Raw genomic sequence first — 26,496 nt, 5'->3', positions numbered from 1 at the left:
AATATAAATATAACCCAAATGATTAAAATCAAACTAAAGCCTGTAAAGTGGGCATTGTCTTTTTCTATTTTAGCTGCTGCAACGCTCTACAGCCAAAACACTTCAAAAAACAATTTGAAAATGTATAAAATTCATGGTAGTATCAAAGGCGATATTACAGATAATTTTGCCTATTTATATTATAATAATGTGGAGGACAGTGTGAAAATTGTCAATAATAATTTTGAATTTAAAGGCATAAGTATAGATACTGTAAGCGCTCAGGTTTATATAAAATCTGCAGAGAATGCTCCACAATTTTATTTGGAGAATAATAATATTGAGATGCAGATTAGCGTAAATAAAGTCCATAAAGATGGGAAATCTGTAGAGACAATGCATATTGACGAAATTAAAGGATCTCGTTCGTCGCAAATACAGACAGAATATTTAAATTTTTATAAATTAAATTCAGAAAAAAAAGACTTCAATAAACTGTTATATTCAAAATTAACCGTCTTTTTGAAAAAACATCGCAGCCATCCGTTTAGCGGTGCAATTATGGCCGAATTGGCAATGGTAAATCCTATATTGGGCAAAAAAGAATTGAATACCCTGTATGCTCTTTTAGATATTACAAAACAAACCGAGCAAGACCTCAAATTCTTTAAAAAAGGAATGGACAAGCTAGGTACTTACGGTGTTGGAAAACCTTTTATTGACTTTGCATTGCCAGACCAAAATGGTTCTCTTGTTGATTTTAAAACATTTAACGGAAAATTTATACTTGTTGATTTTTGGGCTTCCTGGTGTGGGCCGTGCAGAAAAAAAAGCCCTGAACTTATTGCCTTAAAGCAGCAATTTGCAGGAGTCAATTTTGAAATTGTTGGAATTTCAATAGATAAGAATAAAGAACAATGGACTGCAGCTATCGCAAAAGATAAGTTAGATTGGGTAAACCTATTGGATCAGGAGCAAAAAATAAAAAACAGTATCGGAATAGAAAACATTCCTTATAACTATCTTATTGATGATAAAGGAATTATCATCGGTATTAATCTTTCGGCAACAGAAATAGAGAAGATTTTATCAGCCAATACCCAAAAAACATAAAGTTATTTTTGATGCTTTAAATTGTATAAAAAAAGATGGGGCGTTTAACTGCCCCATCTTTTACCACTTCATTATTTCCCCGTTTTTCTTAAAAGGAAATCTTTGATAAGTGCCCCCATTTCACTACCAAAACTTTCAAGTGCAAAGTGTCCTGTGCTGAACAAATGAAACTCTAAATTTTTCACGTCTTTTTTAAAAGCTTCCGCTCCCACACCTGGAAAAATATAATCATCTTTTCCGTATACAATCAACATTTCAGGGTTGTATTTTCTAAAATATTCCTGCCATTCCGGATACAAGGGCACATTGGTTCTGTAATCATAAAAAAGTGCCAATTGAATATCACCATTTTCCGGGCGTTCTAAGTGTCTTAAATCAATTTCCCAGTTGTCCGGCGAAATAACCGAAGTATCTGGAACATTGTGTGTATATTGCCATTTCAATCCGTCAGGAGCATGAAAAGTACTTAATGTAGCTGCTGCTTCTTTGTCATTTCTATCTTTCCAAAGTGCTCTAAATGGATCCCAGAAAGTTTCAAGACCTTCTTCATAAGCACAGCCATTTTGTACAATCAGCGTATCTATTTGACCGGGATTTCTGCTTGCAATTCTAAAACCAACTGGTGCACCGTAATCCATTAAATAAAGACTGAATTTCTTGATATCCAATTCATCCAATAATGTTTTTACAATATTGCTGAAATTTTCAAATGTATAAGCAAAATCCGCCAATGGTGGTTGCTCACTTCTGCCATAACCCGGATAATCTGGTGCAATTAAATGAAAATCATCTGAAAGATCATTTATTAAATTTCGAAACATGTGTGACGATGTTGGGTATCCGTGAAGCAACACTAGTGTTGGCTTGTTTTTATCTCCGGCTTCTCTGTAAAAAATCTCTACTCCGTTGATTTTTCTTGTATGGTAACTTGTTTTCATAATAATGGTTTTTTAATTAAGTTTTTACTTTTTAAACTCTATTTTCTAATTGATTAAATTAATTTTCTCTCACTTTCCTGAATCGGCAGGTCGTTGATACATGCAAATCTTCTCTGCATTAATCCTTCTTCATTAAATTCCCAGTTTTCATTTCCGTACGCTCTGAACCACTGTCCTTCTTCATTATGATACTCATATTCAAATCGAACCGCTATTCGATTATCTGTATGCGCCCAATATTCTTTTTTAAGTTTGTAATCGAGTTCTTTTGACCATTTTCCTGTCAGAAAAGTGATAATTTCTTCGGTGCCATTTATAAATAAATGACGGTTTCTCCATTCGCTTTCTGCGGTATATGCCTGTGCAACTCTATACGGATCTCTGCTGTTCCAGGAATCTTCTGCCAATTGAATTTTCTCAATTGCGGTCTCCAGTGTAAAGGGTGGAATTGGATATTTTTTGACCATGTTTTATATGTTTAAGCATTTCTATACCACAAACTTAGGCATTGAATCCAGTTGCATTTCTGTTATATTCTCACCAAAAATTATAATAAATAAAGATATTGAAGTGCAGTTTTTTATTCTGAAAATGAAAACGAACTAAGGTGTCAAATCATACAGAAAAACTGATTTTTAAAAAAGTATTTTGCTTACTAAAAAGCCATCTGAATTTGGATTCTATATAGAATTTTAACAAGTATCACATAGCCTAAAATAAAAAGCAGCATCCAATAGAATGCTGCCATTTTAAAAAGCGAATTAATTTATTAACCCTGTTGTTTTTCAGCCTAATTATAACCTTTCATTTTTAATTTGAAATATAATCACTACTTAAAAATTAGAATCTTGATCCTGAAAAATCTACATTTTTGTACACTTTTCTCTGCTGATATAATGATCTAACGAATATTTACCTGCGCCCATAAAGCATATCAGTAAAAAACAAAGACTGTAAATCAGGGGAACATCTTTTACCAAAGCCGGATCGTTAAAATGCAGTACAAAATAACCTGTCAGGGTAACCGCCAAAATAGGTAAAGTGGCTATGCGCGTCATTAAGCCAAGTATGATAAAAATGGGCATGATAAGATTTGCAGTTGTTGCAAAAGCTTGATTTAATGCTTCAGGAAGACCTAAAGGATTAGGGACAACTTCTGCAAGTGCCGTCCCAATCCCTATTTTTTTTAGACCATGAGCATAAATAAGTTCACATGAAATGGCAATCCTGAAAAAGAGCAAAGCAATGTTATTCCATTTTGTTCCCAAATTGGAACGTAAGAGAGAAAAAAATACATCTATCATGATTTCTATTACGATATTAATGTTTAAGCATTGCTCGGCCGTATTGAACACCAATTCCATATGAACCACCATATTTTTGAACCAAATCTGTCACCGCTGTATAGGTTTCTGATCTTGACCAGTCACGTTGCAACTCTAATAAATATTGCATAGAAGTAATTGGTCTTGCTCCTGCCTGAACCATACGTGTTACGGCTTGATTATGAGCTTCATCTGTTACATCTCCACTTGCATCAGTAATAACATAAACCGTGTAACCGTCATTTATAGCTGATAATGCAGGTCCTACAATACAAACAGAAGTCCATAGACCGCCCATTACAAGTGTTTTATTTCCTTTACCTGTTACTTCTTTGTAAGCATTGGCATCCTCCCAGAAATTCATACTGGTTCTGTCAAAATACTTAGTGCTTGCTTTTGGATAAAATTCCTGAACTTCAGGAAAAACCGGTCCACTAAAAGAACCTTCGGCCACCGTTGTAATAACTGTAGACACTTTAAAAATTTTAGATGCTCCTGCAACCAGCGCAGTATTGGTTCTTAGCTGATCAACCGGAATATTACCCACGGCAAATGCCATCTGGCTTTCGTGATCTACTAAAATCAAAGTATGATTTTTCGGTGTTAAAAGCTGTGGACTTGGTTTTTGTGCAAATGCATTTAAAGACGATAATGCTGCTACTGTTGCTAAAATTAAATTTTTCATAATAATTCTGATTTAATGGTTAATTGTTTTTTTAATATTTGATTTGTATACCCCGTGTTTTGAGTAAACTTTGGATTATTTTTTTAAATAATTATCTACTCTGAGTTCTTCTATTTTACTTTTTTATTTAAAAAGTTTAAGATCAGTTTAGATATTTCTAAATGATGTTCTTCTAACGCAAAATGACCTCCGCTTAATAAATGAATTTCAGCATTAGGGCTGTCTTTTTTATAGGCATTTGCACCAGCGGCAGTAAAAAACTGGTCATCTTTTCCCCAGATAACTAACATGGCTGGCTTGTATTTAGCAAAATACTGATGCCATTTCTCATAAAGTGCTATATTAGATCCATAATCGCGAAACAAGGCGAGTTGTATAACATCATTTCCTTCTCTGTCCAGGTAATATTGATCAATACTATAACTGTCCGGCGCTATTTTTTCAGGAGCCTCTGCACCGGTTAGATATTGCCATTTTGTAGCATCGATAGTCAGAAAAAAACGAGCTGCCTTTTCAGTTTGGGCATTTGGATTTTCAATATAGGCTATCAAAGGTTTTAAAACTTCACCCAATCCTTCAACATATGCATTTGCATTTTGAATTATAAGTGATTGAATCAGTTCAGGTCTTCGTGTTGCTATTCTCATACCAACAGGTCCGCCATAATCCTGAATGTAAAGACTAGTTTTGGTGATTTTTAATTTATCAATAAAATGCTCCATTGTAACGGATAAGTTATCAAATGTGTATTGATACTGTTGCGGAGTTGGAGCACTGCTTTGCCCAAAACCGGGATAATCCGGAGCAATTACATGGTAATTATCAGCAAGTTCATTGATCAGGTTTCGGTACATATGTGATGATGACGGAAATCCATGCAATAAAATAATTGTCGGTTTAGTTTTTTCTCCCGCTTCACGATAAAAAATTTTCAAACTATCAACGAGTATTGTTTTGTATGTAACCGCATTTTTCTCTCCACAGGATTTCGCATAAGATTTAGAGCCTGTTAAAAAAATAATTATTAAGGCCGACATTATAATTTTTGTCTTCATTTTATTTGTTTTAGATTTTTCATAATTGTCTCTTGAATATTCCCATTTGACCAGAAAATTAAGATTGAATATTTCTAAGCAGTGTATCGGAAATTACTTTTTTTGATATCCTCCATAAAAATTAACCGGTGACCAGTCTGGAATTGCTTTTTCAATTTCAGGATTTAGTTTTGCAAACTCTTTGTCACCAAATACAACATTACCTCCTACTACTGTTAAAACAGCCGATAAATCTTTGATTTTACTTTCCGGTACGCTGAAATAATCATCGGATAATAGTATGAAATCAGCAAACATTCCTTTTTCCAAAGTACCTTTTACAGTTTCTTCTTTTGATACCCACGCGCTACCCTTTGTGTATAATAAAAGTGCTTCCTCGCGAGTCAGTAAGTTATCCAGAGCACTTAATTGTAATCCTCCCACTGTTTTACCCGAAACCATCCAGTATAATGCAGGCCACGGATTATAACTGGCAACTCTTGTTCCGTCAGTTCCTGCGCCTACAGGAATTCCCATTTTGATCATTAATTTTAAAGGCGGTGCATATTTTGCTTTTGCAGCTCCATATCGATCCACAAAATATTCTCCTGCGTACGCCATTCTGGCCTGAATTGCAATACCTCCGTTCAGCGCTTTAACTCTTTTTAGCTGTTGTTCTGTAATGGTTTCTGCGTGATCAAACAGCCACCTTTGTTGGGCTAATTTTCCATTCGTTTCATTATTCACTTCTTCAAGAACATCCAATATATTAGCAATGGTTTCTCCATAGGTTGCATGAATTCTAAACGGCCAACGGCTATCAACATGTAAACGAATCACTTTTTTGATGTCATTTCTCCACGAAGGTCTGTCTTCTAACATCGGTTGCGGTGCTAAAAAATTCTCAAAATCACCTGCACTCCATGTCAGAAATTCTCCCCCTCCTTCTAATTCATATCCATGATCCAAATGAATTTCTCCATTATTTCCGACTTTATTGGTTTTAATCCAATTTTGAAATTCTGCGAACTCTTTTCCTTTATTTTGAGGAAATAAGTAATACGACAACCGTATAGGCATTTCTCCCTCATTGGCAAGTTCTTTGGTCGCGCCATAATCTTTAGGAAACGCATGTCCTCCACCTCCTGCATCGATTCCGCTTGTAATTCCATATCGATTCAATTCTCTGTAAAATTGTTTTGTAGAATTCAACATTTGCTCATTATCCATAGGTGGCAGCGCTCCAATTGCAGCATAAAGGATTGTCGGATTTGGTTCTGCCAATAGCACTCCGGTCAATTTACCATCTGGTCCTTTTTCATAGGAACTTCCCTCAGGCGGTTTTGTGTTTTCATCTATTTTAAGTGCTTTTAAACCACTTTTATTCATCCAGCCTCGACTATACAGAAATAATACAAATGCAGGAACATCTCCTGTAGCTTCATTAATTTCATCGCTTGTTGGAAATCTTTTTTCTTCGAACTGAAACGGACTCCATCCTCCCACCACTCGCACCCACTGGCCTTTAGGTGTTCTTGCGGCTTGCTCTTTTAGCATTTTTAATGCTGTTTTCAATGAGGTTACCCCATCCCATCTTAATTCAGCGTTATAAAAACGTCCTCCTCTGGTTAAATGCAAATGAGAATCATTCAGTCCGGGAATTACTGTACGTCCGTTCGCATCAATAACTTTGGTTTTCTCCCCTTTTAGCTTTAGAATCTCTTCAGTAGTTCCATACGCCAGAACTTTGCCTTTTCTTACTGCGATCGCTTCGCTAATGGTTTTGTTTTTATCCATAATGGCTATTTTACCATTGGTAACAATTAAATCTGCCGTTTCAGCATTAGTTTCTTTTTTGTCTTTCTGACAGGAAATGAATAGTATTATTAGTACTACCAGGAATATAGAATTTCTCATTGTGACTGTTTTTATAAGTTATTAATTGTAAATAATTAATCAATTTTAGAAGCTGAAATAATGACATCTGCCACTGATTCAGGCTGGGAGATATAAACCGCATGACTTCCTTTGACATACGTGGCAATTGTTTTGGAACGTTTGTACATTGCTTCCTGGATTTCTGGCGGAATACTCTTGTCCTCGGTTGCAATTACGCCATATACAGATTTTGATTTCCAAGCTGCGTTTTTAATTGGTGTTGCAAATCCTTTAGCATAAAATGCACCTTGCGAAGCATACATAAAATTGGCATCTTCTTCACTTAAATCAGCGCAAATTCCCATATGGTATTTATTTTTTTCATAATAAATAATACCATTTTCATCCGGAGGCAGGACTCCATTTTCTGGCTCCGGTGGAGCAGTTTGAATCCAATGTAAGGCTGTTTCGCCATCTCCCGGCTGAAATGCAGCTACATAAACTAATGCTGCAACATTTTTATGGTTACCAGCCTCAGTAATTATAACTCCACCGTATGAGTGTCCTACAAGAACAGCGCTTTCGCCTAGTTTATCTAAAGCTATATTCACGGCCTGAACGCCATCTTCTAAAGACGTTAATGGATTATGAATCACTGTTACATTATATCCGTTTTTATCCAGTATATCATATATTCCCCTCCATCCTGAGCCATCTGCAAATGCACCATGGACAAGGATAATATTTCTAATTGTTTTCATCTTGATATTTTTTAGAGATTATAGAAATCATTATTTTTTGTAACTTTTTAATAGTAGAAATAAGGAATATTTCTTTTGTAATTTGTCACATTCAAGCTTGATAACCGCATCTTGGAAATTATGGAATTTGACGTATGATAAAAAACCAAAAATGGATTCCCTTATTTGCTGAAACAAAATTACATTTAATGAAAGCGTGCTTTTCTGTGAATAATTCACTAAAAATTATAATAAACTAAGATTTGAAAAAGTTCTGTCACTTTATATTGGTAAAACCTATTTTTATGAAGGTATTACCATTAGTATTGCGTACAAAAATAGTTTTGTGAACTATTCCTGCATTTAAACACACTCTCTTTTACGCATTTGAAACAAGTAAACATCTTTCTGTACTTAAATGTTTAATAATAAAATGAATTCCAAATCTCTTAAAAAAATCATCTTCCGTTCAGATACATTTTCGTAGCGTTCATTGCAGAAGTCAAAAAATGAGAATTTTAAAAAAGCTAAATCTTCCGCAAATTATTACAGTCAGTAAAACTGATTTCTAAATAATTTCTCTTTAAAAAATTAACAGAGAGTGGTTTCTCAAATTATGAATTTGGAAAGTGGACATCTCAATCACCCTACATTCTTTGAGGACTTTTTTTTCATGTGTTAATCTGTTCAATAAATAATAATGTTCAGAAACAACTTTATACATTACGAAATAAAGTCAAATTTAAATATAAAATAAAACACAACTAATTGAAAATTAGTTATTTAAAAAAATGGTAGGTTTTTTGGTAACATTTATAAATAACAATCAAACACATTCATATTGGCACCAATTAAATATTAAGTACTATCATATACCAAAAGCGCCAAAAATTCGCAAGCGGTAACAGCAATTTTTAGCAACCTAAAAATGAAACTGCAGAGTTTAGATAGCAGTCTAATCGAAATTTTATTGAAGGCCGGCTAATTTTTATTGAATAAAGTGATCTGAGTTTGGTTAACCTTAAAAAACTAACTTATATGAAACCAATTGTAATTAAGACAAGGAACTTTAAAGAGAGTCTTTCTTTCTTGAAAATTCCACTTTGTGAAGAGATGGACTGTAACGACTTTTCTATTTTTAAGATGGAAGAACTGGGTTTGAATCTGCCATGCCAAATGCCAGTTTTCAGGCCAGATCATTTTACCATAGTATTAATAACTCAAGGATCGGCACAATATCATACAGGCGATAATACATACACTATCTGTTCAAATCATATCCTTTTTATACGTCCTAATGCTTTTCTTTTTAGTAAATGGAACAGCGTAACTAAAGCTTACAAAATTACTTTTCACAAGCAGTTTCTACATCAGTACTGGCCAGCATCAGTAGATTATATTCAGAAACTAGAAGATCTTGAAACGTTTTCAGCTTCCCTTACAGATGATTTAACTGAAATATTTAATAGTATCTGTACACAAATTTACGATGAGTCTTTATCCGCGGTACCATATAAATACGAAATGATCACTAATCTTATATTCAATTTACTGTTATTAATACAGCAGTACAATTTAGGAAGCGAGTCTGATTTGACATGGAAAAAATACAGTCCTCAAGCTTCTGCCTTTCTGGATGCAGTTGACGATAATCTGAGTAAGATTTTTTCTGGTGAAATGACCGGATTTTTTGATGTTGGCCATTACGCACAAAGTCATAATATAAATTTAAATCAGTTATCAAAAATTATTTACAACAGTACAGGAAAAACCATAAGCCAGTGGATTAATAAAAAATTAATTGACGAAATTAAGTATGTGCTCAAATACACAGATAAATCCATAAGTGAAATAGCATACCTATACGGATTTAATGACATAAATTATTTTTACACTTATTTTAAAAAAAACACAAAAACAGCTCCCGGCATTTTTCGCAAAAATTTCAAAAATCCTCCAATAAATGTGCTGGCTTAAAATTTTGACTGAAAGAGAAAGTAAACAATAAAGCATGGAAAAGATTCAAATCTGTTTTCTAAAGGGTGGTAATATTTTACCCTGAGGCATATCACTAAGAAGTTAATAAAATGATTTTATATTTTATTATAATTTTGTCATACTGCAGAAAATTATTTTGCAACCACTACTTTAGCATTTAAAATTAATATTGCATATTAAAGCTATGATGTTTTTTTATTGCATTCAGTAAGATAGTCGCCTTAAGTAATAGTAATAGTAAAAATATAATATCTTAACTAATGATCGGGAAAATATCACAATCGAATTTTAAAAACGATGGGAAATAAAGAAAAAATAATGATTGTTGAGGATGAATTCATTGTAGCGAATGATCTGAAGATGATATTAAAAAAAAACAATTTTGATGTTATCGGCATAGTATCCTCTGCCGCTCAGGCTAGAACAATGCTCAAAACCATACGACCTGACTGGGTGTTGCTCGATATTATGATTGAAGGGAATGAAACGGGTATCGATTTAGCTCATGATCTTATAAAAGAAAAAATCCCATATTTATATGTTTCAGCCAATACAAATCAGTCTACACTTGAAGCTGTAAAAAAAACGCATCCTTATGGTTTTTTGGTAAAACCTTTCAGACGTAAAGATCTTTTAGTCATGCTGGACATTGCACGTTATCGATATGCTGTAGAAAATCAAAGTCAGCTTAATTCTAAAAAAGAAGAAAATACTGTATCGATCTTCCCCGGGATTATAGGCAGCACTCCCGCGCTTAAAGAAATATTCTTAAGAGTAGGCATTGTTGCACCCACAGAAGCTGCCGTTCTTATTACAGGTGAAACAGGAACAGGAAAGGAAAAAATAGCACATACAATTCATGAAAATTCGCCTCGCAGAAATAAACCCATGATTGTGGTTAATTGTGCTGCTCTTCCTATATCATTGCTTGAATCTGAGCTTTTTGGATTTGAAAAAGGGGCTTTTACAGGAGCTGTTTCAAAAAGAATAGGTAAATTTGAACAAGCCGAAGGTGGTACGCTTTTTTTGGATGAAATTGGAGAACTTAGCCTTGATGCTCAGGCAAAGTTATTACGTGTGCTACAAGAAAAAGAAATAGAGCGCATAGGTGGTATAGGAATAATAAAAGTTGATATCCGTATCATTGCCGCAACAAATCGCAGCCTTGAGCGTGAGGTAGCAGAAGGCCGTTTCAGACTAGATCTGTATTACAGGCTTAATGTATTTCCTATTGAACTGCTTCCACTGAGGGAAAGAAAGCAGGATATACCGGAACTGGCCCAATATTTTCTAAAAAATTATAATCTTACATTCAAAAAGAATATTAAGGGCATAACATCAAAAGCATTAACTGAATTACAAGCCTATAACTGGCCTGGAAATATTCGGGAGCTTGAGCATCTGATAGAGCGCAGTGTACTTCTGGAAGAAGCACAGGAAATTACAAAAATTAATCTGCCGGCTAATATTGATATAAATACTGCAGCAAAAGATTCTGATAGTCTGGACTCCTTGCAATTTGTAGAAAGAAATCATATCATGAAGATTTTGAACATCTGCAATGGCAAAATATACGGGGAAAGCGGGGCTGCTGCAATTTTAAAAATTTCACCAGTGGCGCTGTATTCTAAAATGAAAAAATTAGGAATTGGACAGGAATATTTTTAATTAGAAATCAATCATGACATAATATTCAAAGTGCTATTATTAATATTTATTTCAACATTTATTATAAGTTAAATTCGGAAGTATGACATACGGCATAGATAATGAAAAAATGATAATGCGTATACAGCAGAGAGAACTTGAGCAATCTCAAATAAATTGCATGTGCGAATCACTGGCTCCTGTCACCACAAGAAACGAACTCAATGATGCCGTGAATAATGATATAAAAAGGATATTGGGCATTAGTGAAATGATGATTTGCATTACGGATGAAATGCAAAAACATTACAACCTCTTTTATCATAGTAATCCTTTAGAATACAAGAAGTATGCGCAGGAATCTTATAATAAAAAAGCTGACTTTTTTTTTTCGATTCTGCATTCCCCAGATCCATTAGTCTTATCTCATAAAAAAATAGAAAAAGGATCAGAGATGCCTTCATTTATCGAAACTGCAGCTCAGGATTCTAAGCATATTGTAATCACTTATTCTATAACTTTTAATATATACAATGCGGTGCTGTTTTTTTGTTTAGACAAACAAACCAGCATGGCAAAAAATTGTTTTCATCTCATTAAAAAGCTTTCAATACAGCTGGGAATTACTTTGACAAACATTTTAGTACGCGAGAAAAATAATGCGGCTAAAGTCTCAGCGTTTTACCTGCAACCTGATACCCGAAATGAAATAGGCGACAATATGGGAATTATAGGAGAAAGTAAACCTGTAAAAAAAATACGCAGTCTTATCAAGATAGTAAGTGTCACGGACAGTAGTGTTCTCATTCAGGGAGAGAGTGGTACAGGAAAAGAACTAGTTGCAAAGGCTGTACATTATAATTCAAAAAGAAATTCGAAACCATTAATTGTAGTGAATTGCGCTGCAATTCCTAAAAACCTGATTGAAAGTGAACTATTTGGCCATGAGAAGGGCAGTTTTACTGGTGCTACATCCAAAAAAAAGGGCAAATTTGAGCAAGCTCATCAAGGCACGATATTTCTGGACGAAGTTGGGGAAATGCCTTTAGAACTTCAGTCAAAAATTTTGAGAACGTTAGAGCAAAAAGAAATTCAGCCTATAGGCAGTAATTTTACAAAGATTGTAGATATCCGAATAATCGCTGCAACAAATATAGATCTGCAAAGCGAGGTGCTGAAAGGAAATTTCAGGGCGGATTTGTTTTACAGATTAAATGTTTTTCCTATAAATGTACCACCACTTAGAAATCATCCTGAAGACATTGAGACCCTCTTGAAATATTTTATAAGCGGGCACTGTAAAAAGTATAATAAACCGGTTAAAACCGTAGCCCAAAAAGCACTTAATACATTGATGGCTTATCAGTGGCCTGGTAATGTAAGGGAGCTTGAAAATACCGTCGAGAAAGCATTTCTTATGGCACAGGGAAATATTATTTCTGAAATTAAACCAAGTGAACAACGCATCATAGCAGACCTCAAAGATAAAAATGGCATCAAACCCTGGCATGAGTTTGAGAAAGATTATATCATTAGAGTACTTAAATTTTGCAGAGGAAAAGTTTCAGGTCCAAATAGCGCATCATCATTTCTAGAAATCCCCTCTACAACACTTAAATCCAAGATGCAAAAACTGGGCATTAAAAAAAGACATTATCTTTTAGACTGAAGATGATTTCTTGTTTAGAAATTGGAACTGGGTTAATAAAAAACAATAAAGTAAAAATACTGTTTTACAACAAAAATCTGGTATTTCAGTGTTTTTCACAGGACCTCTAAATTAAGGTATTTCTCTTCTTAAAGGTTATGATGATAGTTAATCCCGCCATGTTTTCAATTTCAAATATACCATTTATCTGATTAGCAAGCCCCACCATTAGGTTCATTCCGAGTGAGTCTTGTCCTTTTAATTCAAAACCTTTAGGAAGGCCAACTCCATTGTCTTTAATTACCAAACGATAATTCTCAGAGTCCTGTTTTCTAAGCTCAATGGCAATCTTTCCGCTATCTTTACTAGTAAAAGCATATTTTATAGCATTGCTTACAGCTTCGTTGAGAATGAGCCCCAGCGGTACGGCCTGAGTAACATCCAATTCGATACATTCTGTATCTAATTCATAATTTATTTTTTTATCTGTGTGAAAGCAATCTTTGAGATAGCTTACCAATTCTTGAATATACCAAGCCATGTCAATGGTTGCAAGGTCATCTGATTGGTAGAGTTTTTGATGAATCAGTGACATAGCGTACATACGATTCTGACTGTTCTGTATAGCTGCAAGCGCATACTCATTTTCCAAATATTCCGACTGTGTACTCAAAAGGCTAATGACAATCTGCAGATTATTTTTTACTCTGTGGTGAATTTCCTTTATAAGCCATTCTTTTTCCGACAATAATATTTTCAGCTGATCATTCTGCTCATTAATTTTATTTTGCGCACGCTGTTTAATTCTTGAACGGTTGTACAATAATGCTATCAAAAGTACTAACACAAGAAAACTTGCGATAAATAGATATCGTAAAATTTCTGCTTTGCGTATGGTCTGCTGATGGATTACACTTTGTTGTTTTAAAAGTACAATATTTTTATCTTTTTTCTCTGTATCATATTTTAGCTGAAGGTCATTATACTGCTGAGAATTTTTACTATTAAAAATGGAGTCATTTAGGACTTTATAATTTTTAAAATGTTCCAATGCGGCAGCACAATCACCCACAGCAGAATCAGCAGAATAAAATGCTTTTTCAGCCACCAGGAGTTGTCTATAGTCTTTTTCTAAAATAGCCTGCTTTTTTAATTCATTAATATAAAAATAAGATTTATCAGCCTGCCCTGTCATTAACAAATATCGCATTATTGATCTATTGGCAACTGCTATTTCTCTAGCATCCTTTCTATCACATTGTAAGAGTTGCTTATAGTATTTTTTTGCTTTATCATATTGCTTCAATTTGGTGTAGAGCAGCATGTACATCGACTGGTATCTTGTGTTACAGTCTTTAGCCTCATAAGATTTGATATCTTTCATTACGGCTAATGATTCGTAAATTTTATTATCATCATATAAGTACCTCGCAAGATTGAATCGCAGCGTTTCTACGAAATTGGGTCTTTTACTTTCTATAGCCATATTTAATCCCCGTTTATATGCTATAAGGGCTTCATGATGCATATTGAGTGATTCGTATATTATACCAAGCTGATTGTAAATAATACAGCGCCATCGAGGGCTGGCGTGCGACTTCTCAGCGTTTAGGTCAGCCTGAAGAGCATGAGCCAGTCCTTCTTTAAACATTCCTCTTCCAAAATATACCCGTATCACCATAGTGTAATCTCTGTAAAATTCAGGATTCTTAAGATGTTTCTTTATTGCAATTGCTTTTTTAGCATATTTAAAGGCAGTATCTGGTGTGTTTTCACAAAAATCAGCTAAATCAGCATAGGTTTCGCCTTCACCATATAAATTATGAGCCTCTTTAAATAAAGTATTTGCTTTACGAATATACTTTTCTCTAGTAATGCTATCGGTACTTTGAATTTCAAAATCCAAGCCCATATACCTATATATTTCAGCTTCCTGGTTTTTCAGAAGGTTTCGCTGTGTATACTCCAGCGCCTTATTTTTTAACATCGTGGCCAGCTCACTATTTTTTCTTTGCACAGCGATCAATATATCAATATACATGCTGGTTGCTATAATATCTTTCGCTCCAAATTCCTTTCCAATTTCAAATGATTGATTCTTGAGGTCTTCTGAAGTTTTGATGTCCTGTAAAGACTCATTTCTCCTAACGTAATAAAGGGCAAGAGTGTTAAGGAGTCTTGCTTTTTTTATCTGATCTGTTTCTAGCGGAAGGTCTTTTTTAGCTTTTTCAAACTCTTTTTTAGTGATGTATTGTGAATATGAATTTATCGAAAATAAAATGATTATAGCATACAGAATTTTTGATTTCATAAATTTCTAAATTAGTTGACATACATTTTCCCCCGGGATAAGGGCTAAGTCAATACTCTTTAATATAACTATATTACTAGCATAATAGTTTGGTGAATATACTAATTTCTTTAAAAATTTATTGATTTAGATTGGTTAAACTTATTCCTACTGATTCATTATGAATAAAATTTTGTCTTGAATTATTTTTTGATAAACAGTGTCAAATTTTAGTAGTATATAAAAAACTTCTGTTAATTATAATCACTATAATTAACAGAAGTTTTGATAATTCTAAATCTTATCCTGTTAAAGCAATATTATTTTGCTTCTTGACTTAGAATTGCTGCGACCACAGAAGGCTGCGAGAAAAAAGGCGTATGGCTGGTAGGTAAAGAATACGTTTTTGTAATATTAGCAGCTTTTGCCATACTTTTTTGCAAGGTCAATCCTATTGCATGATCGAATTCAGTAAAAATATATACCTTCTCTATTTTACCAAAATTGGCAGCCGTAAGTGCAACTGGAGTTGCAAGAGGCCCAAGTGGCTCCGGTTTGAAATTAGGAACTAGTACATCCGCTATTTTTTTAGGTGCATCTGCTGCGAAAAAATCCAAAATACCTTCTTTAGCAATTCCTACTACACCTGCTTTTTCATCCGGCTGTATATATTGCCCAATATGAGTTTCCTTATCTGCTGCCGAAATTGAAAAAAGGCTTTCTCCGTTAGCCGGTAAAAATGCGCACAGGTAAACCAGTTTTTTGATTTGTCCGGGAATTTGCTCAGCAGTTTGGCTAATCACCATTCCTCCAAAGCTATGACCTACAAGAGTAATATTTTTTCTTGTTCCAATTGCTTTTTTGACAACATCTACATAACCCTGCAGCGTCAATGATGAAACAGGCGTGTTGTCGCTTCCATGCCCCGGCAAATTTACTGTAATCACTTCATTGCCACTCTTTTTAAGTTCTGCTTCAACAGACTTAAAATCTGCTGATGAAGACCATGCTCCATGCACGATAACAATAGTATTTGGGCTAACCGTTTTAGCCTGAATTGGTGTTCCGATAGCGGTCATTAAAATTACCGCTGCAGTTGTAATTGATTTTCTCATCTTTAAAAAATTTATGGTTATATTAATTGATATTATTAAGTTTTTTATTCAATTCTGTAGAAATCGAATAGCTAATATGAAAAATGATCTAATGAAATTATTCTTATAAAACTAAAGTCAAAGTACTGGCTGTAAACAGGATATCTCTACCGTTGCTGACGTCCTGAATAAATTTCCCGCTGTTAAACCATGTTCCTTCTATGGTGAAATTCAAATACTTATTAATCGAATAATCAAATGAGGCTCCTAATTGATTTCCTATTTTTTTTGATGTCGAATTTGAGCTATCAAATAATACCGAAACATTTGGCTGATATATGGCATCGTTCCCTGAAGCCCTCCAAAACATATCATAATCGATATTAAAATTTAATTTTTGGGTTAACTGAAATTCCAGAAAAGGATGCATATCAAATAAATTTGATGGTCCTATTAATGCTGCTAAACCAAAGTATGCCCCTTTTGGAAAAAGAGGATTAAATGTTTCCAGAGACCTATCATTTTGAATTTTATCTCCCGAGATATATTCCGTTTTAAATCCTATTTTTTGAATTCTTTTATTTATTTGATAATTAAAAGAATTATTGATCGAAAATGTCCAGGCATTAATGTTTTGTTTATTAAATTTCCCAAATTGATAGGCCGCTTCAATATCATAATTCCAATTTGAATGAGTACCCCAAATTCTTGAACCTACTGTATTTCTATTTTCTTGTCCCGAAATGGTATTGAATGTACTTTTTGATTTTTGGAGGTTAAGAAAATAAACTTCTACATTGTTTAAAAACCTAACTCCCTTTACACTAGTATACAAACCGAAAAGCTTTGTGTTTTTGTCAATCTTATCGTTAAAGTTTCCAAAGCTATTTTTCACATAATAACCATAAAAAGCGTCTATAGACAAATAATTTCTTTGATACATGATTTTCATCGCATCGAATGCCTGTCTGCTGTTTGGTCCTTCCCGAACTGAAATCAATCTCTGTGATCCATAATACAATTCTTGTCTTCCCATTCTAAATTTTAAATTCCTTACCCTGACATCAAATAATAATTGATGGATATCTAAAGGATTTTCTTCTAATGGATTAGGATCTAATCTCCTAATTGAAGAACTGCTCTGTAATTGGCTAAACAACCGAAACGAGTTCCCAATTTTTAAATCACCATACAAAAGTGCCCTGTTCAGTATAAAACCATTTTTATCCGTATACGCTTCGTCCCAATTTTCATTGTCAAAATATTGGTATTGAGTCCTGTTTTCACCTCCAAAAAAGAGAAATACCTTAGACTTTTGAGATACCGTTATTTGTTTGATTTTATAATATAAGTTTTGATTTGTACTATCAATTGAAATAGTATCATTATACCTTAAAAATCTGAATTCATTTATTTGTTGTGGATAAACAGCGGAACTAAATACAACTATAAAAATTAGGTAATATTTTTTCATCTGTTTAAAAATTATTTTCATTCCACCTCTGCAATAAGCGTATTGATATCCTGAATCAACCGTTTTGTGTCTTTTACACTTAAACCATCATAATAACCTCTTATTCTCCTTTTGCCATCAACTAATACAAATGTGCCATCATGTATTATGTTTCTTTGATCAGCATTACCGTCATCAAATGCCCTTACTTTATAATCTTTGGAAAGTTCAAAAACGGCATCACTATCACCAGTTAGGAAGGTCCATTTATTATTATTTATTTTATAATTTTCCGAATACTGCTTTAACGCTTCAGGACTATCATTTTTATAATCTATACTATATGAAACGATAGCGACCTCATCTATTTTTTCAAAAGCCTTCTCTACTAATTTTAAATGCTTTGTCATTTTAGGACAAATCGTAGGGCAACTGGTAAAAAAGAAATCAACAACCTGTATCTTATTTTTAAAATCTAAATGTGTTATTTTCTGATTAAATTGATTTTTTAATAGAAATTCCGGTGTTTGGTAGTACTTGTTTTTTCCGGTTAGTGGGTCAGATGATAATTCACCTAAAATTGGGAGGTTATCAGTCTTCGTGCATCCCACGAAAAGCATTATAAAGAGTAAAACTCTAATGTTCATTTCTATTTTCATAATCCTTATAAATTGAAATGTTTTCTAATTTTAAAATTTCATCCGGAATATTTCTATTTGGTAATGGCACGGGCTGAAAAATTACATCAATATTTATTTTCTGATCTATGGCCTGAGCAATTTCCTTTTCTATTTCAATTTGAAGAAACACTCCGTTTTGCAACAGCACTGAATCTATATCCAGAATTGGCAAAATCGTAAAAGTCCCTGTGTATTTGCTTTGTTTCTTTCCATCGATCATATACTCAAAAAATACTCTTGCACAATAGGGCTGATACGGAAGCTGCGCTCTTTCAAAATGAAGTATAACGTGAGATCTTTCCTTGTCAACGAAATCTTTACTTATAGATTTTGTATCTGAGGTTTTTAGATTTAAGGGCGCAATACAATCCCTTTTGGACTCATTTCTCTTTGGTTTATCTCCTTCAATATAGGGATTACAAAAATTTGGATTCAGATCTAAATCAGCAAAACGATATCCTAAATCTTCTGTTTTCAATAATTCCTTTATTTTAAAATCTACCGGACGCCCATTTCCATCTGTTGCATATAATTTTTTTTCCAGCCATTCTTCATTTTCAGGTAATTTATTGTCTGGACTGTATGCACGCCAGGCATCCCAAATGCGATCACAATTTCCGTGGTGACCATAAAAAATGGGTTCAAAACCAGACTCTACAAAAGTGGCCATTTGCCCGCCAATCCAATTGTGGATATTATTATGAAAAGACTGTTCTGCCAAACCATCTAACTGTGCATCACCATTTTTTTTGATTGCCGGATATCCTCCAAAAGTTTTATAGTCTTTTGCTCTAAAACCTGCCCCTACATTGATAAAGTCATTCGGTATTTTGTCATTTGGCCCTACAAACCTTGACGCATTAAATAATGGATTGCTCTCGTCTCCCCAGTAATGTTCGGGTATAAAATTATTTTTTGTCCAGTCCCAGTAATGTAATGCTAATTTGGGTTCAGAAACTGCCTTTTGGAGTTTTTGCTCTAGTGACCACAAGTACAATCTATGCCATGGCCATACATACCAATTGTAATGTACCTGATTAGAATACATGCTTGTAGCGCAAAAAGTAGTATGCAACAAAGCATTTGCCTGCCAGCCCATTGGATCCAAAGGCGATATTTTGGAACGTTGTTTTAAGATTCCTACTGCCTCTTTAAACAACTTTATTTCAGGATCATCAACAGGAATGTCAGCAATATTCTTTCTTACCACGATATTTGAATACGTTTTGTTTTCAAAACTGCCGTTATCCGGATTTGTTTTGTCCTCTTTACACCCAATTAATGACGACGAAATAAGCGGTAAACCTGCTAAACCAAAGGAAGCCATCCCTACTTTTTTCAAGAATAATCTTCTGTTATTATTTTCCATATCTATTGTTCTGTAAATTTTTGTCTATTGCGTATTTTCCTCCGCCTAAAATAAATAGAGCAAGAGCCATTCCTATCCAGAGAATAAAGTATTCGTAGCCTTCTCCCTTTAGTGTTCCAAACCAATTCATAAAAAATCCATTTTTAAGATGCGTCGTAAATATCATCCCCAGAGGAAGAACTATATAGAAAAAGGCAATAACTCTGGTTCCCAATCCTATAATAAGGGCAATCGCGCCAAGGGTTTCCAGAAGGATTACCAGAAGTCCCATAATCCAAGGCAATCCCACCGATTCAGTAAAGAATAACATGGTTTTAGAAAAGCCAAAGCCTCCAAACCAGCCTAATAATTTTTGCATACCATGCATCAATACAACAAAACCCAGGACAACTCTCAAAATTAGAGGCGCATATGATTCGCTTGTTTCAAGTAATTTATTTTTCATAATGTTTTATTTAAATAGTAGTTAATATTCTTTTGCATCTTATGTTTTAAACAGTTTCCTGTTTTTCAATAAATGACTTTTATAGCAGTTTAATTTTTTATATATGCCGAATACATCCAGACCATTTTTTCCTGTTCCCGAATGTAGTCACTCATTAAACTGTTAGTTCCTGTATCATCTATTTCTGCAGACAGATCAAGGATCAATCTTTGTTTTGCTAAAAGTATTCCCAGTGATTCTACAACTTTACCAACAGAATGCTGTCCATTAATTACTTCATTTGTTTCTAAAATTGAAGCTGTTTTAAAATACTCGGTAAAATTGTGATTTGGTCTAAATCCTAAGGTTAGTATCCTCTCCGCAACTTCATCAATTTTTAAAAAGAGATTATTGTATAAGTCTTCAAATTTTTGATGTAGTACAAAGAAATCATCGCCTTTAATATTCCAATGATATCCTCTCGCATTTTGATAAAATATTGAATAATTAGCAAGTAAATCATTCAATTGATTTGCTAACTCTTTACTTTTTACAGTATTTAATCCTATGGCATTTAAATTGTTCATTTTTATATTTTTAAAATGTTATAAATAGAAATATTATATATCTAATATTCTTGAGTCACTTACAAAACGCTTCCAATTTAAAAATGGCATGGCATATGATTTCAAAGTTTTATAAATCAAAAACGAAGGGCTGACTTGCGTTTTTATCTTTTTAGTTTTCTGTACTTCTCTAACTGTTTCTCCTATTAGAAATGTACCACCGGAAAAAAAGTCATTTTCTATGCCTGATGAAGCCTCAATTTCGCGATCCAGTCTTATAACATATTGACCTTCTGCCGGGATGTGTAAGTTATAGTCGTAATTTTCAATAACTTTTCTAAAAGCAGCATTATTTGTTACAATAGGATTCGATAAAAATGCTGTTTCTGTTTTATCGTTTAAAGCGATACTTTCAAAGTATCCCTTGATTTTATTTTGTGACTGCAATCTTTTAATTGTCCCCATATCTTTATAATTTTTTTTCTAATCACTATATTTTTATTTATCTCATTTTCAATTTTTGAATCATGGCTGCATTTAAGTTATCGCTATAAGCTCCATAAGCATCTACTAATAATCCTTTTATACCATATTCTGTACTTATTGCGTAAAGTATTGAAGAATCATCCGGATTAGAATCTCCTTCAAATCGATAAAATGCGTCAACATTAAATTCAGTAGAATCAAATGTTCTATTTAACTTTTTACAGTCTAATGTTGAATTACTAAGATTAAAATCAAAAGTATATCCCTCTGCTTGTTTTACAGTTATTGCTTCTGTTAGTGTATCGTAATTTGTCATTTTGTTTTCGTTTTTTTAGAATCTATATTTTATAACAGATTCTAATTGTTAAGTAAATATTTTATTTATTCTGATAAATAGATTGATAGATAGATAGCATCTTAGATTTCTCTTATCGTTTCAAATAATTTTTAATTTGAAAAATTGATATAAAAATCATAATCAATAGATTTCGTTTTCGTTAGAGCAAAACTACTTCTAAACACAACCGGAGTTTCTGTAGAAAAGTTATCAAAAATTATAAATATTAAAGATTTGGAATATTATTGTAGATTTTATTAAGTGTAGTCTATCGTATCTATCAGAATAAGACATGATTACATAAATTATAAAGATTCCTTAATTTATAATGCCAATATAATTTCCTCGTAGTAAATAATAGGATTTTACACAATCAATTTGATACAAAATAATGCGCGTAGCTTTTTATAAGTGAAGAAGTAGTGCGTAAAAGTTAAAATCTTTAAATATTATAATTTTTAGTCAGGATTTGCGACTTATATGATTACATTTTTATGCAATTTTGAAAAATAAAATCAAAATATACAGAAGCCAAATTACTAAATATAAGCAACTTAAGATGAAACCGGTATTAACCAATTTGAGTAAAATTACTGAATGTCTGGATTTTATGAATTTACCAATTTCCACTTACAATAGTGAGAATTTTAGTTTTATAGAACTACATGAAATTGGGATAAAATTACCTTTGCAGTCGCCAACATTTCGACCTGATTTTTATAATTTGTTCATAATAATAGACGGATGCGGCACTTATTATATTGGGAATAAAGAAATTAAAATTACTTCTAACAAAATCATAATTTCCCGTCCCGAATCATTTATGTCCAGCTATTGGACAAAAATTCAAAAAGTATACACGATCAGTTTTCGGAAAAGTTTTCTCCTGCAATATTTTCCTGCGGGAATTGATACTATTCTTGAGTTAGGCGGAGAAAATGTATTTTCCTGCGATCTGACTGAGGAAAGGATGAAATATTTTGAGCAGACTTGCGATGAGATCTATGATATATGGATTTCAACAATGGAATATAAAGGCGAACTTATTGCAAACCTTATTCTCAATCTTTTGTTTTTAACGCAATTACATCAAAAAAGAGACTTAAAAATGAAAATTGAAAGCGAAAAAAATACCACAATTGTGAGCACATTTCGTCGAAATATGGAAAATAATTTCAGCCAGCTTATACGTGGTCAGGACACTTTACTAATGCGAACGAAAGAACATTCCAAATTATTGAATATCAACGAAAATTATCTTTCGAAAGTGATAAGCAATTGTACAGGAAAAACGATCAATGAATGGATTAATGAAAAACTTATTGATGAGATTAAATACCTGCCGAAACATTCTGATAAATCAATGAAAGAGATTGCCGCATTATTCGCTTTTAACGATCTAAATTATTTTTGCAGTTATTTTAAAACGCAGACTTTAAATGCACCCAGCGCATTGAGGAAAAACTTTAACAACGGTGAAAAAAATCAGTCTGTTGTTTATAATCCACAATTTATAAAACATCAATCATTTAGTAAATAATAAGGAAATTTCTATCTGTAAATATTTTTAAAATGGAAAATAGTAAAAAAATTAAATTCACAGATTTCTTTGATACCGTTAAAATAATGGGTCAGGATTTGTCAAACGTAGACTTAGACCGTGTCGATATGTCTCATGGACATTTAGGAGATGCTGAATTCTCGTTTGTCAACTCCAAAGTACTTCATCCTGATGATCAGCTTCCTTTTGTAACACCTCCATTTTACACTACATTTTTCTCAGTAGGCTTTGTTCTGGATGCTTACGGAAAAATTATAGTTGATAAGCTTCCGTTTAATATCAAACCGGGAATGTTATTTGTCAATAAACCGGGCGAACTTCAGCAGTTAACCTGGGATGTTATGAATGAGTCTTACGGAATACTTTTTACTGAGAATTTTATCTCGAAATATGCCGGTGTATCTATTTATAAAACATTTCCGTTTTTACTTTTTGAAAGACAAATTCCATTAAAAACCTCGGAAGCGTTTCAGCAGGAACTGAAAAAAATTGTTTTGCTGATTGTTGATGAACTTATTAATGATTCTCCTTTGAAAAACCATATTTGCGCCAATTTACTGACGCGATTTCTCCTGAAAATAAAACAAGAATACTGGGAAGGTTATATGATTCATAATCCGGAAACGAAAAATCCGGATATGGTAACCGATTTTTTCCAAAATCTTGAATATCATTATGACCAATTGCTAAAAGGAAAAGTACAAAGAACGTTGTACATAAAAGATTATGCTGAAATGCAGCAACTTCATGAAAACTATCTCTCTAGTGTTTTAAAGGAAAAAACCGGAAAAACAGGCGGACAACTGATAGCGGAAAAAACCCTGAGCGCAGCAAAAATTCTTATCGAAGATCCCCGATTGTCATTAAAAGAGATTGCTTACATGCTGGGATTCTCCTATTTGTCTTACTTCAGTATTTTTTTTAAAAAACATACCGGTCTGTCGCCAGCTAACTATCGCAAAAAAAGTCTTGATTAAAATATATTCTAAAAAATTCTGAAATTACCAGGTTGGACGAATGTTTACAACGTTGCCGCGATATACATGAGCACGATCAGAATCAGATTCATTAAAATCTTTTCTTACTGAACTCGGCGTGGTGTTAGTATTCTTTTTAAAAAATGTATAAAAATATTTAGGGTCGCTAAAAGCAAACATTTCAGAAATTTCAGGAATTGGTTTATCGGTATTTTTTAGCAAATAATTGATTTCATCGATAAGCCTGTCGTTAATCCACTGATTAATTGTTTTGCCTGAAGTTTTACTGATAACTTTAGAAAGATAAGTCTCTGTAAGACTTAGCAAATTAGCATGTTCTTTGGTTCTCAGTATAGTCGTACTTTCGCCCGAAATCAACATGTTGAAATTCTGATCTATATTTTTTAAAAATGATGTGACAATCGCGGCGTTTTTTTCGTCCTGAACTTCTAATTTAATTGTATTCTGATGTTGTTGTATCAGTAATAAAATATTAATAAGAAGATTAGAAATCATCTCATATTTGCAATTTGAAACAGAAATAGCTTCGCCGTAGATTTGCTCGCAGATTTCCTCAAACTTGCAGAAATGTTTTTGATCCAGAAAATAATTAAATGCATTTGTATTATTCTTAAAAGGAATATCGTCAATTCCATGCGGAAAATATTTCTCAAAGAAACAACTTGTAAATGAAATACTATATCCAACAGGAGATTCTGTCCAGCCACTTGAAAAATAAACATCTGGTTGTTTCATAAAAACGTGTTGAGGACCAAGTTCATAAATATGATCGCCTACAACAAAAGTTCCTTTACCCCCTTGAATAATGGTTAAAGTATAATAATCCGGTCTAAAGATTGGAGTAAGATACGGCATTTTTAATCCCATATCATGTATTTTTATAATGGCAAAATCATCACTGTCAATATAAGAAAAGACAGGCAGATTCATAAAGGCCAATATATCTCTAAACTTCTTTAAGGACGTTAGTTCTGGTTTCATTTCAGATTACTTAAATTTGTAATTATTGCATTGGTTTTTAAAACAAATTTAGTAAAATATAGATATAGTTGTTATAATTACATTCAACCCAAATTTGTAACGCTATTTCAATAAGACACTAAAATTTTCAAGATTTTAAAAATAGAAATTTTAATTATAAGATTCTAGTATTAACAATTTGTCTCTACGTTTACAAGATCACTACGATATAGGGGAGCTGTTATAATCAGGTGCATTCAAATCTTTTTTAGTAATGAATTATAACTAAAATACTTTTTTTCGACTTATCAAAAAATTGTGTAATTTTGATTTTAATGACAAAGAATTATAACATTCATTTTAAACATATTAAACTGTAAAATAAGCAAAAAAAATGTTATGAAATTGACAATTTCAAATTTGTGGCATATTCGTGGCTCAGTAGTTAGAAAATATTAGAAATGCAGTATAAAAGCGGGATGCGAATTAATAATTCGAATCCCGCTTTCTCCGCGGATGAAGTAAAAGGAGACTTTTCAAATTCTGCAAAAAAGTCCAAATTCACGAAAACTCTGCATTTTAAATATTTATAATATATTTGTAAAACAAAAAGAATAATACTACTGTATGTTAATTCGTTAGTACTTAAAATTTTGAGTATCTTTTAATATTGAAATAGTAAAATTTGAATTTGGGTGCAGAATCGGTGCACAGAGGTTCAAGACATAAATAAAAGTGGCATTTACAGCAGTTTCAGGCGTAAAGTTCGAATCCTGCTCTCTCCGCTAAACTGCTACCTTTTTTAGTTGACAACAAGTGTAGCACATTAAAACGGAAGACTAACTTGAGAAAAATCTCTTCATTAGTCTTCCGCTTTTTATTAAATTATTCCTTTTGATGTATTGTAGCAAATTTCCTCTTCATTTCACTTAACTCCTTCTCCATCCTCTCAATTGTTTGTAAAGTTAACTTACCCGATACATCCTCCTTATCTGCCAGTCTTTGTTTTAGTCCCTTCATTTCACGACCGATAGAAATTTGTTCAGTTATGGCGTACTCCTCAGTCTGACTAACAGATTGATGTCCCAGCATTTCTTTTACAATGTGTATTGGTACGTTATTATTTAACGTCACGGTACTTCCAAAAGTTCTTCTTGCTTTATGAGTATTTAAAGCACTATTAATACCACACAAATCAGCTATTTCTTTAAGATATTCATTCATTTTTTGATTCGAATTCACTGGAAGTACTGAATCTCTTTCAATGCAGATAGGATGATTTTTATATCGCTC

At 33.0% G+C, this 26,496-nt stretch carries 24 protein-coding genes; 6 read left to right on the top strand and 18 right to left on the bottom strand.

Features of this window, described 5'->3' with window-relative positions; genetic code table 11:
* Positions 1-18: 18 nt before the first annotated feature.
* Positions 19-1,092, top strand: a complete 1,074-nt coding sequence (locus AC4FQ3_RS22290; RefSeq protein ID WP_491183331.1) for a redoxin domain-containing protein — start codon at positions 19-21, stop codon at positions 1,090-1,092.
* A gap of 71 nt (positions 1,093-1,163) precedes the next feature.
* On the opposite strand, the gene AC4FQ3_RS22285 is transcribed toward AC4FQ3_RS22290, so the two are convergent.
* The 7 genes from AC4FQ3_RS22285 to AC4FQ3_RS22255 form a co-directional block, all read right to left on the bottom strand.
* The gene (locus AC4FQ3_RS22285; protein WP_042562727.1) at positions 1,164-2,030 is read right to left on the bottom strand and encodes an alpha/beta fold hydrolase; all 867 of its coding nucleotides are present in this window, start codon (positions 2,028-2,030) and stop codon (positions 1,164-1,166) included.
* Between the two features lie 53 nt (positions 2,031-2,083).
* Entirely contained in the window at positions 2,084-2,497 is a 414-nt protein-coding gene (locus AC4FQ3_RS22280) for a DUF1348 family protein (RefSeq protein ID WP_491183330.1), read from the bottom strand.
* 396 nt (positions 2,498-2,893) lie between these two features.
* On the bottom strand, positions 2,894-3,394 hold the full coding sequence (locus AC4FQ3_RS22275; protein ID WP_491183329.1) for a DoxX family protein: 501 nt from the start codon (positions 3,392-3,394) through the stop codon (positions 2,894-2,896).
* Positions 3,351-4,040, bottom strand: a complete 690-nt coding sequence (locus AC4FQ3_RS22270; RefSeq protein ID WP_042562730.1) for an isochorismatase family protein — start codon at positions 4,038-4,040, stop codon at positions 3,351-3,353. Before AC4FQ3_RS22270 ends, AC4FQ3_RS22275 begins: the two co-directional genes overlap by 44 nt.
* Positions 4,041-4,150: 110 nt before the next feature.
* Positions 4,151-5,095: an alpha/beta fold hydrolase gene (locus AC4FQ3_RS22265; protein WP_491183328.1), complete on the bottom strand. Its 945-nt coding sequence runs from the start codon at positions 5,093-5,095 to the stop codon at positions 4,151-4,153.
* Between the two features lie 93 nt (positions 5,096-5,188).
* Positions 5,189-6,991: an amidohydrolase gene (locus AC4FQ3_RS22260; RefSeq protein ID WP_491183327.1), complete on the bottom strand. Its 1,803-nt coding sequence runs from the start codon at positions 6,989-6,991 to the stop codon at positions 5,189-5,191.
* A gap of 35 nt (positions 6,992-7,026) precedes the next feature.
* Positions 7,027-7,713, bottom strand: coding sequence for an alpha/beta hydrolase (locus AC4FQ3_RS22255; protein ID WP_082036890.1), 687 nt, complete (start codon positions 7,711-7,713; stop codon positions 7,027-7,029).
* Positions 7,714-8,730: 1,017 nt separating this feature from the next.
* On the opposite strand from AC4FQ3_RS22255, the gene AC4FQ3_RS22250 reads away from it, so the two are divergent.
* From AC4FQ3_RS22250 to AC4FQ3_RS22240, 3 genes are all read left to right on the top strand, one after another.
* The gene (locus AC4FQ3_RS22250) at positions 8,731-9,669 is read left to right on the top strand and encodes an AraC family transcriptional regulator (RefSeq protein WP_082036891.1); all 939 of its coding nucleotides are present in this window, start codon (positions 8,731-8,733) and stop codon (positions 9,667-9,669) included.
* A 318-nt stretch (positions 9,670-9,987) separates the two neighbouring features.
* The gene (locus AC4FQ3_RS22245) at positions 9,988-11,358 is read left to right on the top strand and encodes a sigma-54-dependent transcriptional regulator (protein WP_042562732.1); all 1,371 of its coding nucleotides are present in this window, start codon (positions 9,988-9,990) and stop codon (positions 11,356-11,358) included.
* 82 nt (positions 11,359-11,440) lie between these two features.
* Positions 11,441-13,006, top strand: coding sequence for a sigma-54 interaction domain-containing protein (locus AC4FQ3_RS22240; protein ID WP_491183326.1), 1,566 nt, complete (start codon positions 11,441-11,443; stop codon positions 13,004-13,006).
* A gap of 106 nt (positions 13,007-13,112) precedes the next feature.
* Here AC4FQ3_RS22240 and AC4FQ3_RS22235 read toward each other — a convergent pair whose 3' ends face one another.
* From AC4FQ3_RS22235 to AC4FQ3_RS22195, 9 genes are all read right to left on the bottom strand, one after another.
* Complete coding sequence (locus tag AC4FQ3_RS22235; RefSeq protein ID WP_491183325.1) at positions 13,113-15,296, bottom strand: sensor histidine kinase; 2,184 nt, start codon at positions 15,294-15,296, stop codon at positions 13,113-13,115.
* 299 nt (positions 15,297-15,595) lie between these two features.
* Entirely contained in the window at positions 15,596-16,390 is a 795-nt protein-coding gene (locus AC4FQ3_RS22230) for an alpha/beta fold hydrolase (RefSeq protein ID WP_491183324.1), read from the bottom strand.
* 103 nt (positions 16,391-16,493) lie between these two features.
* Entirely contained in the window at positions 16,494-17,843 is a 1,350-nt protein-coding gene (locus AC4FQ3_RS22225; protein WP_491183323.1) for an alginate export family protein, read from the bottom strand.
* A 17-nt stretch (positions 17,844-17,860) separates the two neighbouring features.
* A complete protein-coding gene (locus AC4FQ3_RS22220; RefSeq protein WP_491183322.1) occupies positions 17,861-18,481 on the bottom strand; it encodes an SCO family protein in 621 nt (206 codons plus the stop codon).
* Positions 18,459-19,871, bottom strand: coding sequence for a tyrosinase family protein (locus tag AC4FQ3_RS22215; protein ID WP_491183321.1), 1,413 nt, complete (start codon positions 19,869-19,871; stop codon positions 18,459-18,461). The genes AC4FQ3_RS22220 and AC4FQ3_RS22215 overlap by 23 nt, the downstream gene beginning before the upstream one ends.
* Complete coding sequence (locus AC4FQ3_RS22210) at positions 19,861-20,316, bottom strand: DoxX family protein (protein WP_491183320.1); 456 nt, start codon at positions 20,314-20,316, stop codon at positions 19,861-19,863. Before AC4FQ3_RS22210 ends, AC4FQ3_RS22215 begins: the two co-directional genes overlap by 11 nt.
* A gap of 89 nt (positions 20,317-20,405) precedes the next feature.
* Positions 20,406-20,882, bottom strand: coding sequence for a Dps family protein (locus AC4FQ3_RS22205; RefSeq protein WP_042562735.1), 477 nt, complete (start codon positions 20,880-20,882; stop codon positions 20,406-20,408).
* Between the two features lie 33 nt (positions 20,883-20,915).
* Complete coding sequence (locus tag AC4FQ3_RS22200) at positions 20,916-21,326, bottom strand: hypothetical protein (RefSeq protein ID WP_491183319.1); 411 nt, start codon at positions 21,324-21,326, stop codon at positions 20,916-20,918.
* A 37-nt stretch (positions 21,327-21,363) separates the two neighbouring features.
* Entirely contained in the window at positions 21,364-21,663 is a 300-nt protein-coding gene (locus AC4FQ3_RS22195; RefSeq protein ID WP_042562737.1) for a hypothetical protein, read from the bottom strand.
* Positions 21,664-22,243: 580 nt separating this feature from the next.
* Between AC4FQ3_RS22195 and AC4FQ3_RS22190 the strand changes: the two genes are divergently transcribed.
* Both AC4FQ3_RS22190 and AC4FQ3_RS22185 read left to right on the top strand, forming a co-directional pair.
* On the top strand, positions 22,244-23,224 hold the full coding sequence (locus AC4FQ3_RS22190; RefSeq protein WP_491183318.1) for a helix-turn-helix domain-containing protein: 981 nt from the start codon (positions 22,244-22,246) through the stop codon (positions 23,222-23,224).
* A gap of 32 nt (positions 23,225-23,256) precedes the next feature.
* Positions 23,257-24,222: an AraC family transcriptional regulator gene (locus AC4FQ3_RS22185; protein WP_491183317.1), complete on the top strand. Its 966-nt coding sequence runs from the start codon at positions 23,257-23,259 to the stop codon at positions 24,220-24,222.
* Between the two features lie 24 nt (positions 24,223-24,246).
* Here the strand turns inward: AC4FQ3_RS22185 and AC4FQ3_RS22180 are convergent, their stop codons facing one another.
* Positions 24,247-25,224: an AraC family transcriptional regulator gene (locus tag AC4FQ3_RS22180; protein WP_491183316.1), complete on the bottom strand. Its 978-nt coding sequence runs from the start codon at positions 25,222-25,224 to the stop codon at positions 24,247-24,249.
* An 864-nt stretch (positions 25,225-26,088) separates the two neighbouring features.
* Positions 26,089-26,496, bottom strand: a 408-nt coding sequence (locus tag AC4FQ3_RS22175) for a tyrosine-type recombinase/integrase (protein WP_491183315.1), incomplete at its 5' end; no start/stop codon positions are given.

It is taken from the genome of Flavobacterium sp. AK-345 (genome assembly GCF_058310175.1).
The sequence above is the reverse complement of the archived record's forward strand: the minus strand, read 5'-3'. Positions and strand labels throughout refer to the sequence as shown.

Excerpts from the sequence above, each read along its gene's own strand:
- AC4FQ3_RS22290 (WP_491183331.1), top strand. The coding sequence starts at position 19 with ATGATTAAAATCAAACTAAAGCCTGTAAAGTGGGCATTGTCTTTTTCT.
- AC4FQ3_RS22285 (WP_042562727.1), bottom strand. The coding sequence starts at position 2,030 with ATGAAAACAAGTTACCATACAAGAAAAATCAACGGAGTAGAGATTTTT.
- AC4FQ3_RS22280 (WP_491183330.1), bottom strand. The coding sequence starts at position 2,497 with ATGGTCAAAAAATATCCAATTCCACCCTTTACACTGGAGACCGCAATT.
- AC4FQ3_RS22275 (WP_491183329.1), bottom strand. The coding sequence starts at position 3,394 with ATGGAATTGGTGTTCAATACGGCCGAGCAATGCTTAAACATTAATATC.
- AC4FQ3_RS22270 (WP_042562730.1), bottom strand. The coding sequence starts at position 4,040 with ATGAAAAATTTAATTTTAGCAACAGTAGCAGCATTATCGTCTTTAAAT.
- AC4FQ3_RS22265 (WP_491183328.1), bottom strand. The coding sequence starts at position 5,095 with ATGAAGACAAAAATTATAATGTCGGCCTTAATAATTATTTTTTTAACA.
- AC4FQ3_RS22260 (WP_491183327.1), bottom strand. The coding sequence starts at position 6,991 with ATGAGAAATTCTATATTCCTGGTAGTACTAATAATACTATTCATTTCC.
- AC4FQ3_RS22255 (WP_082036890.1), bottom strand. The coding sequence starts at position 7,713 with ATGAAAACAATTAGAAATATTATCCTTGTCCATGGTGCATTTGCAGAT.
- AC4FQ3_RS22250 (WP_082036891.1), top strand. The coding sequence starts at position 8,731 with ATGAAACCAATTGTAATTAAGACAAGGAACTTTAAAGAGAGTCTTTCT.
- AC4FQ3_RS22245 (WP_042562732.1), top strand. The coding sequence starts at position 9,988 with ATGGGAAATAAAGAAAAAATAATGATTGTTGAGGATGAATTCATTGTA.
- AC4FQ3_RS22240 (WP_491183326.1), top strand. The coding sequence starts at position 11,441 with ATGACATACGGCATAGATAATGAAAAAATGATAATGCGTATACAGCAG.
- AC4FQ3_RS22235 (WP_491183325.1), bottom strand. The coding sequence starts at position 15,296 with ATGAAATCAAAAATTCTGTATGCTATAATCATTTTATTTTCGATAAAT.
- AC4FQ3_RS22230 (WP_491183324.1), bottom strand. The coding sequence starts at position 16,390 with ATGAGAAAATCAATTACAACTGCAGCGGTAATTTTAATGACCGCTATC.
- AC4FQ3_RS22225 (WP_491183323.1), bottom strand. The coding sequence starts at position 17,843 with ATGAAAAAATATTACCTAATTTTTATAGTTGTATTTAGTTCCGCTGTT.
- AC4FQ3_RS22220 (WP_491183322.1), bottom strand. The coding sequence starts at position 18,481 with ATGAAAATAGAAATGAACATTAGAGTTTTACTCTTTATAATGCTTTTC.
- AC4FQ3_RS22215 (WP_491183321.1), bottom strand. The coding sequence starts at position 19,871 with ATGGAAAATAATAACAGAAGATTATTCTTGAAAAAAGTAGGGATGGCT.
- AC4FQ3_RS22210 (WP_491183320.1), bottom strand. The coding sequence starts at position 20,316 with ATGAAAAATAAATTACTTGAAACAAGCGAATCATATGCGCCTCTAATT.
- AC4FQ3_RS22205 (WP_042562735.1), bottom strand. The coding sequence starts at position 20,882 with ATGAACAATTTAAATGCCATAGGATTAAATACTGTAAAAAGTAAAGAG.
- AC4FQ3_RS22200 (WP_491183319.1), bottom strand. The coding sequence starts at position 21,326 with ATGGGGACAATTAAAAGATTGCAGTCACAAAATAAAATCAAGGGATAC.
- AC4FQ3_RS22195 (WP_042562737.1), bottom strand. The coding sequence starts at position 21,663 with ATGACAAATTACGATACACTAACAGAAGCAATAACTGTAAAACAAGCA.
- AC4FQ3_RS22190 (WP_491183318.1), top strand. The coding sequence starts at position 22,244 with ATGAAACCGGTATTAACCAATTTGAGTAAAATTACTGAATGTCTGGAT.
- AC4FQ3_RS22185 (WP_491183317.1), top strand. The coding sequence starts at position 23,257 with ATGGAAAATAGTAAAAAAATTAAATTCACAGATTTCTTTGATACCGTT.
- AC4FQ3_RS22180 (WP_491183316.1), bottom strand. The coding sequence starts at position 25,224 with ATGAAACCAGAACTAACGTCCTTAAAGAAGTTTAGAGATATATTGGCC.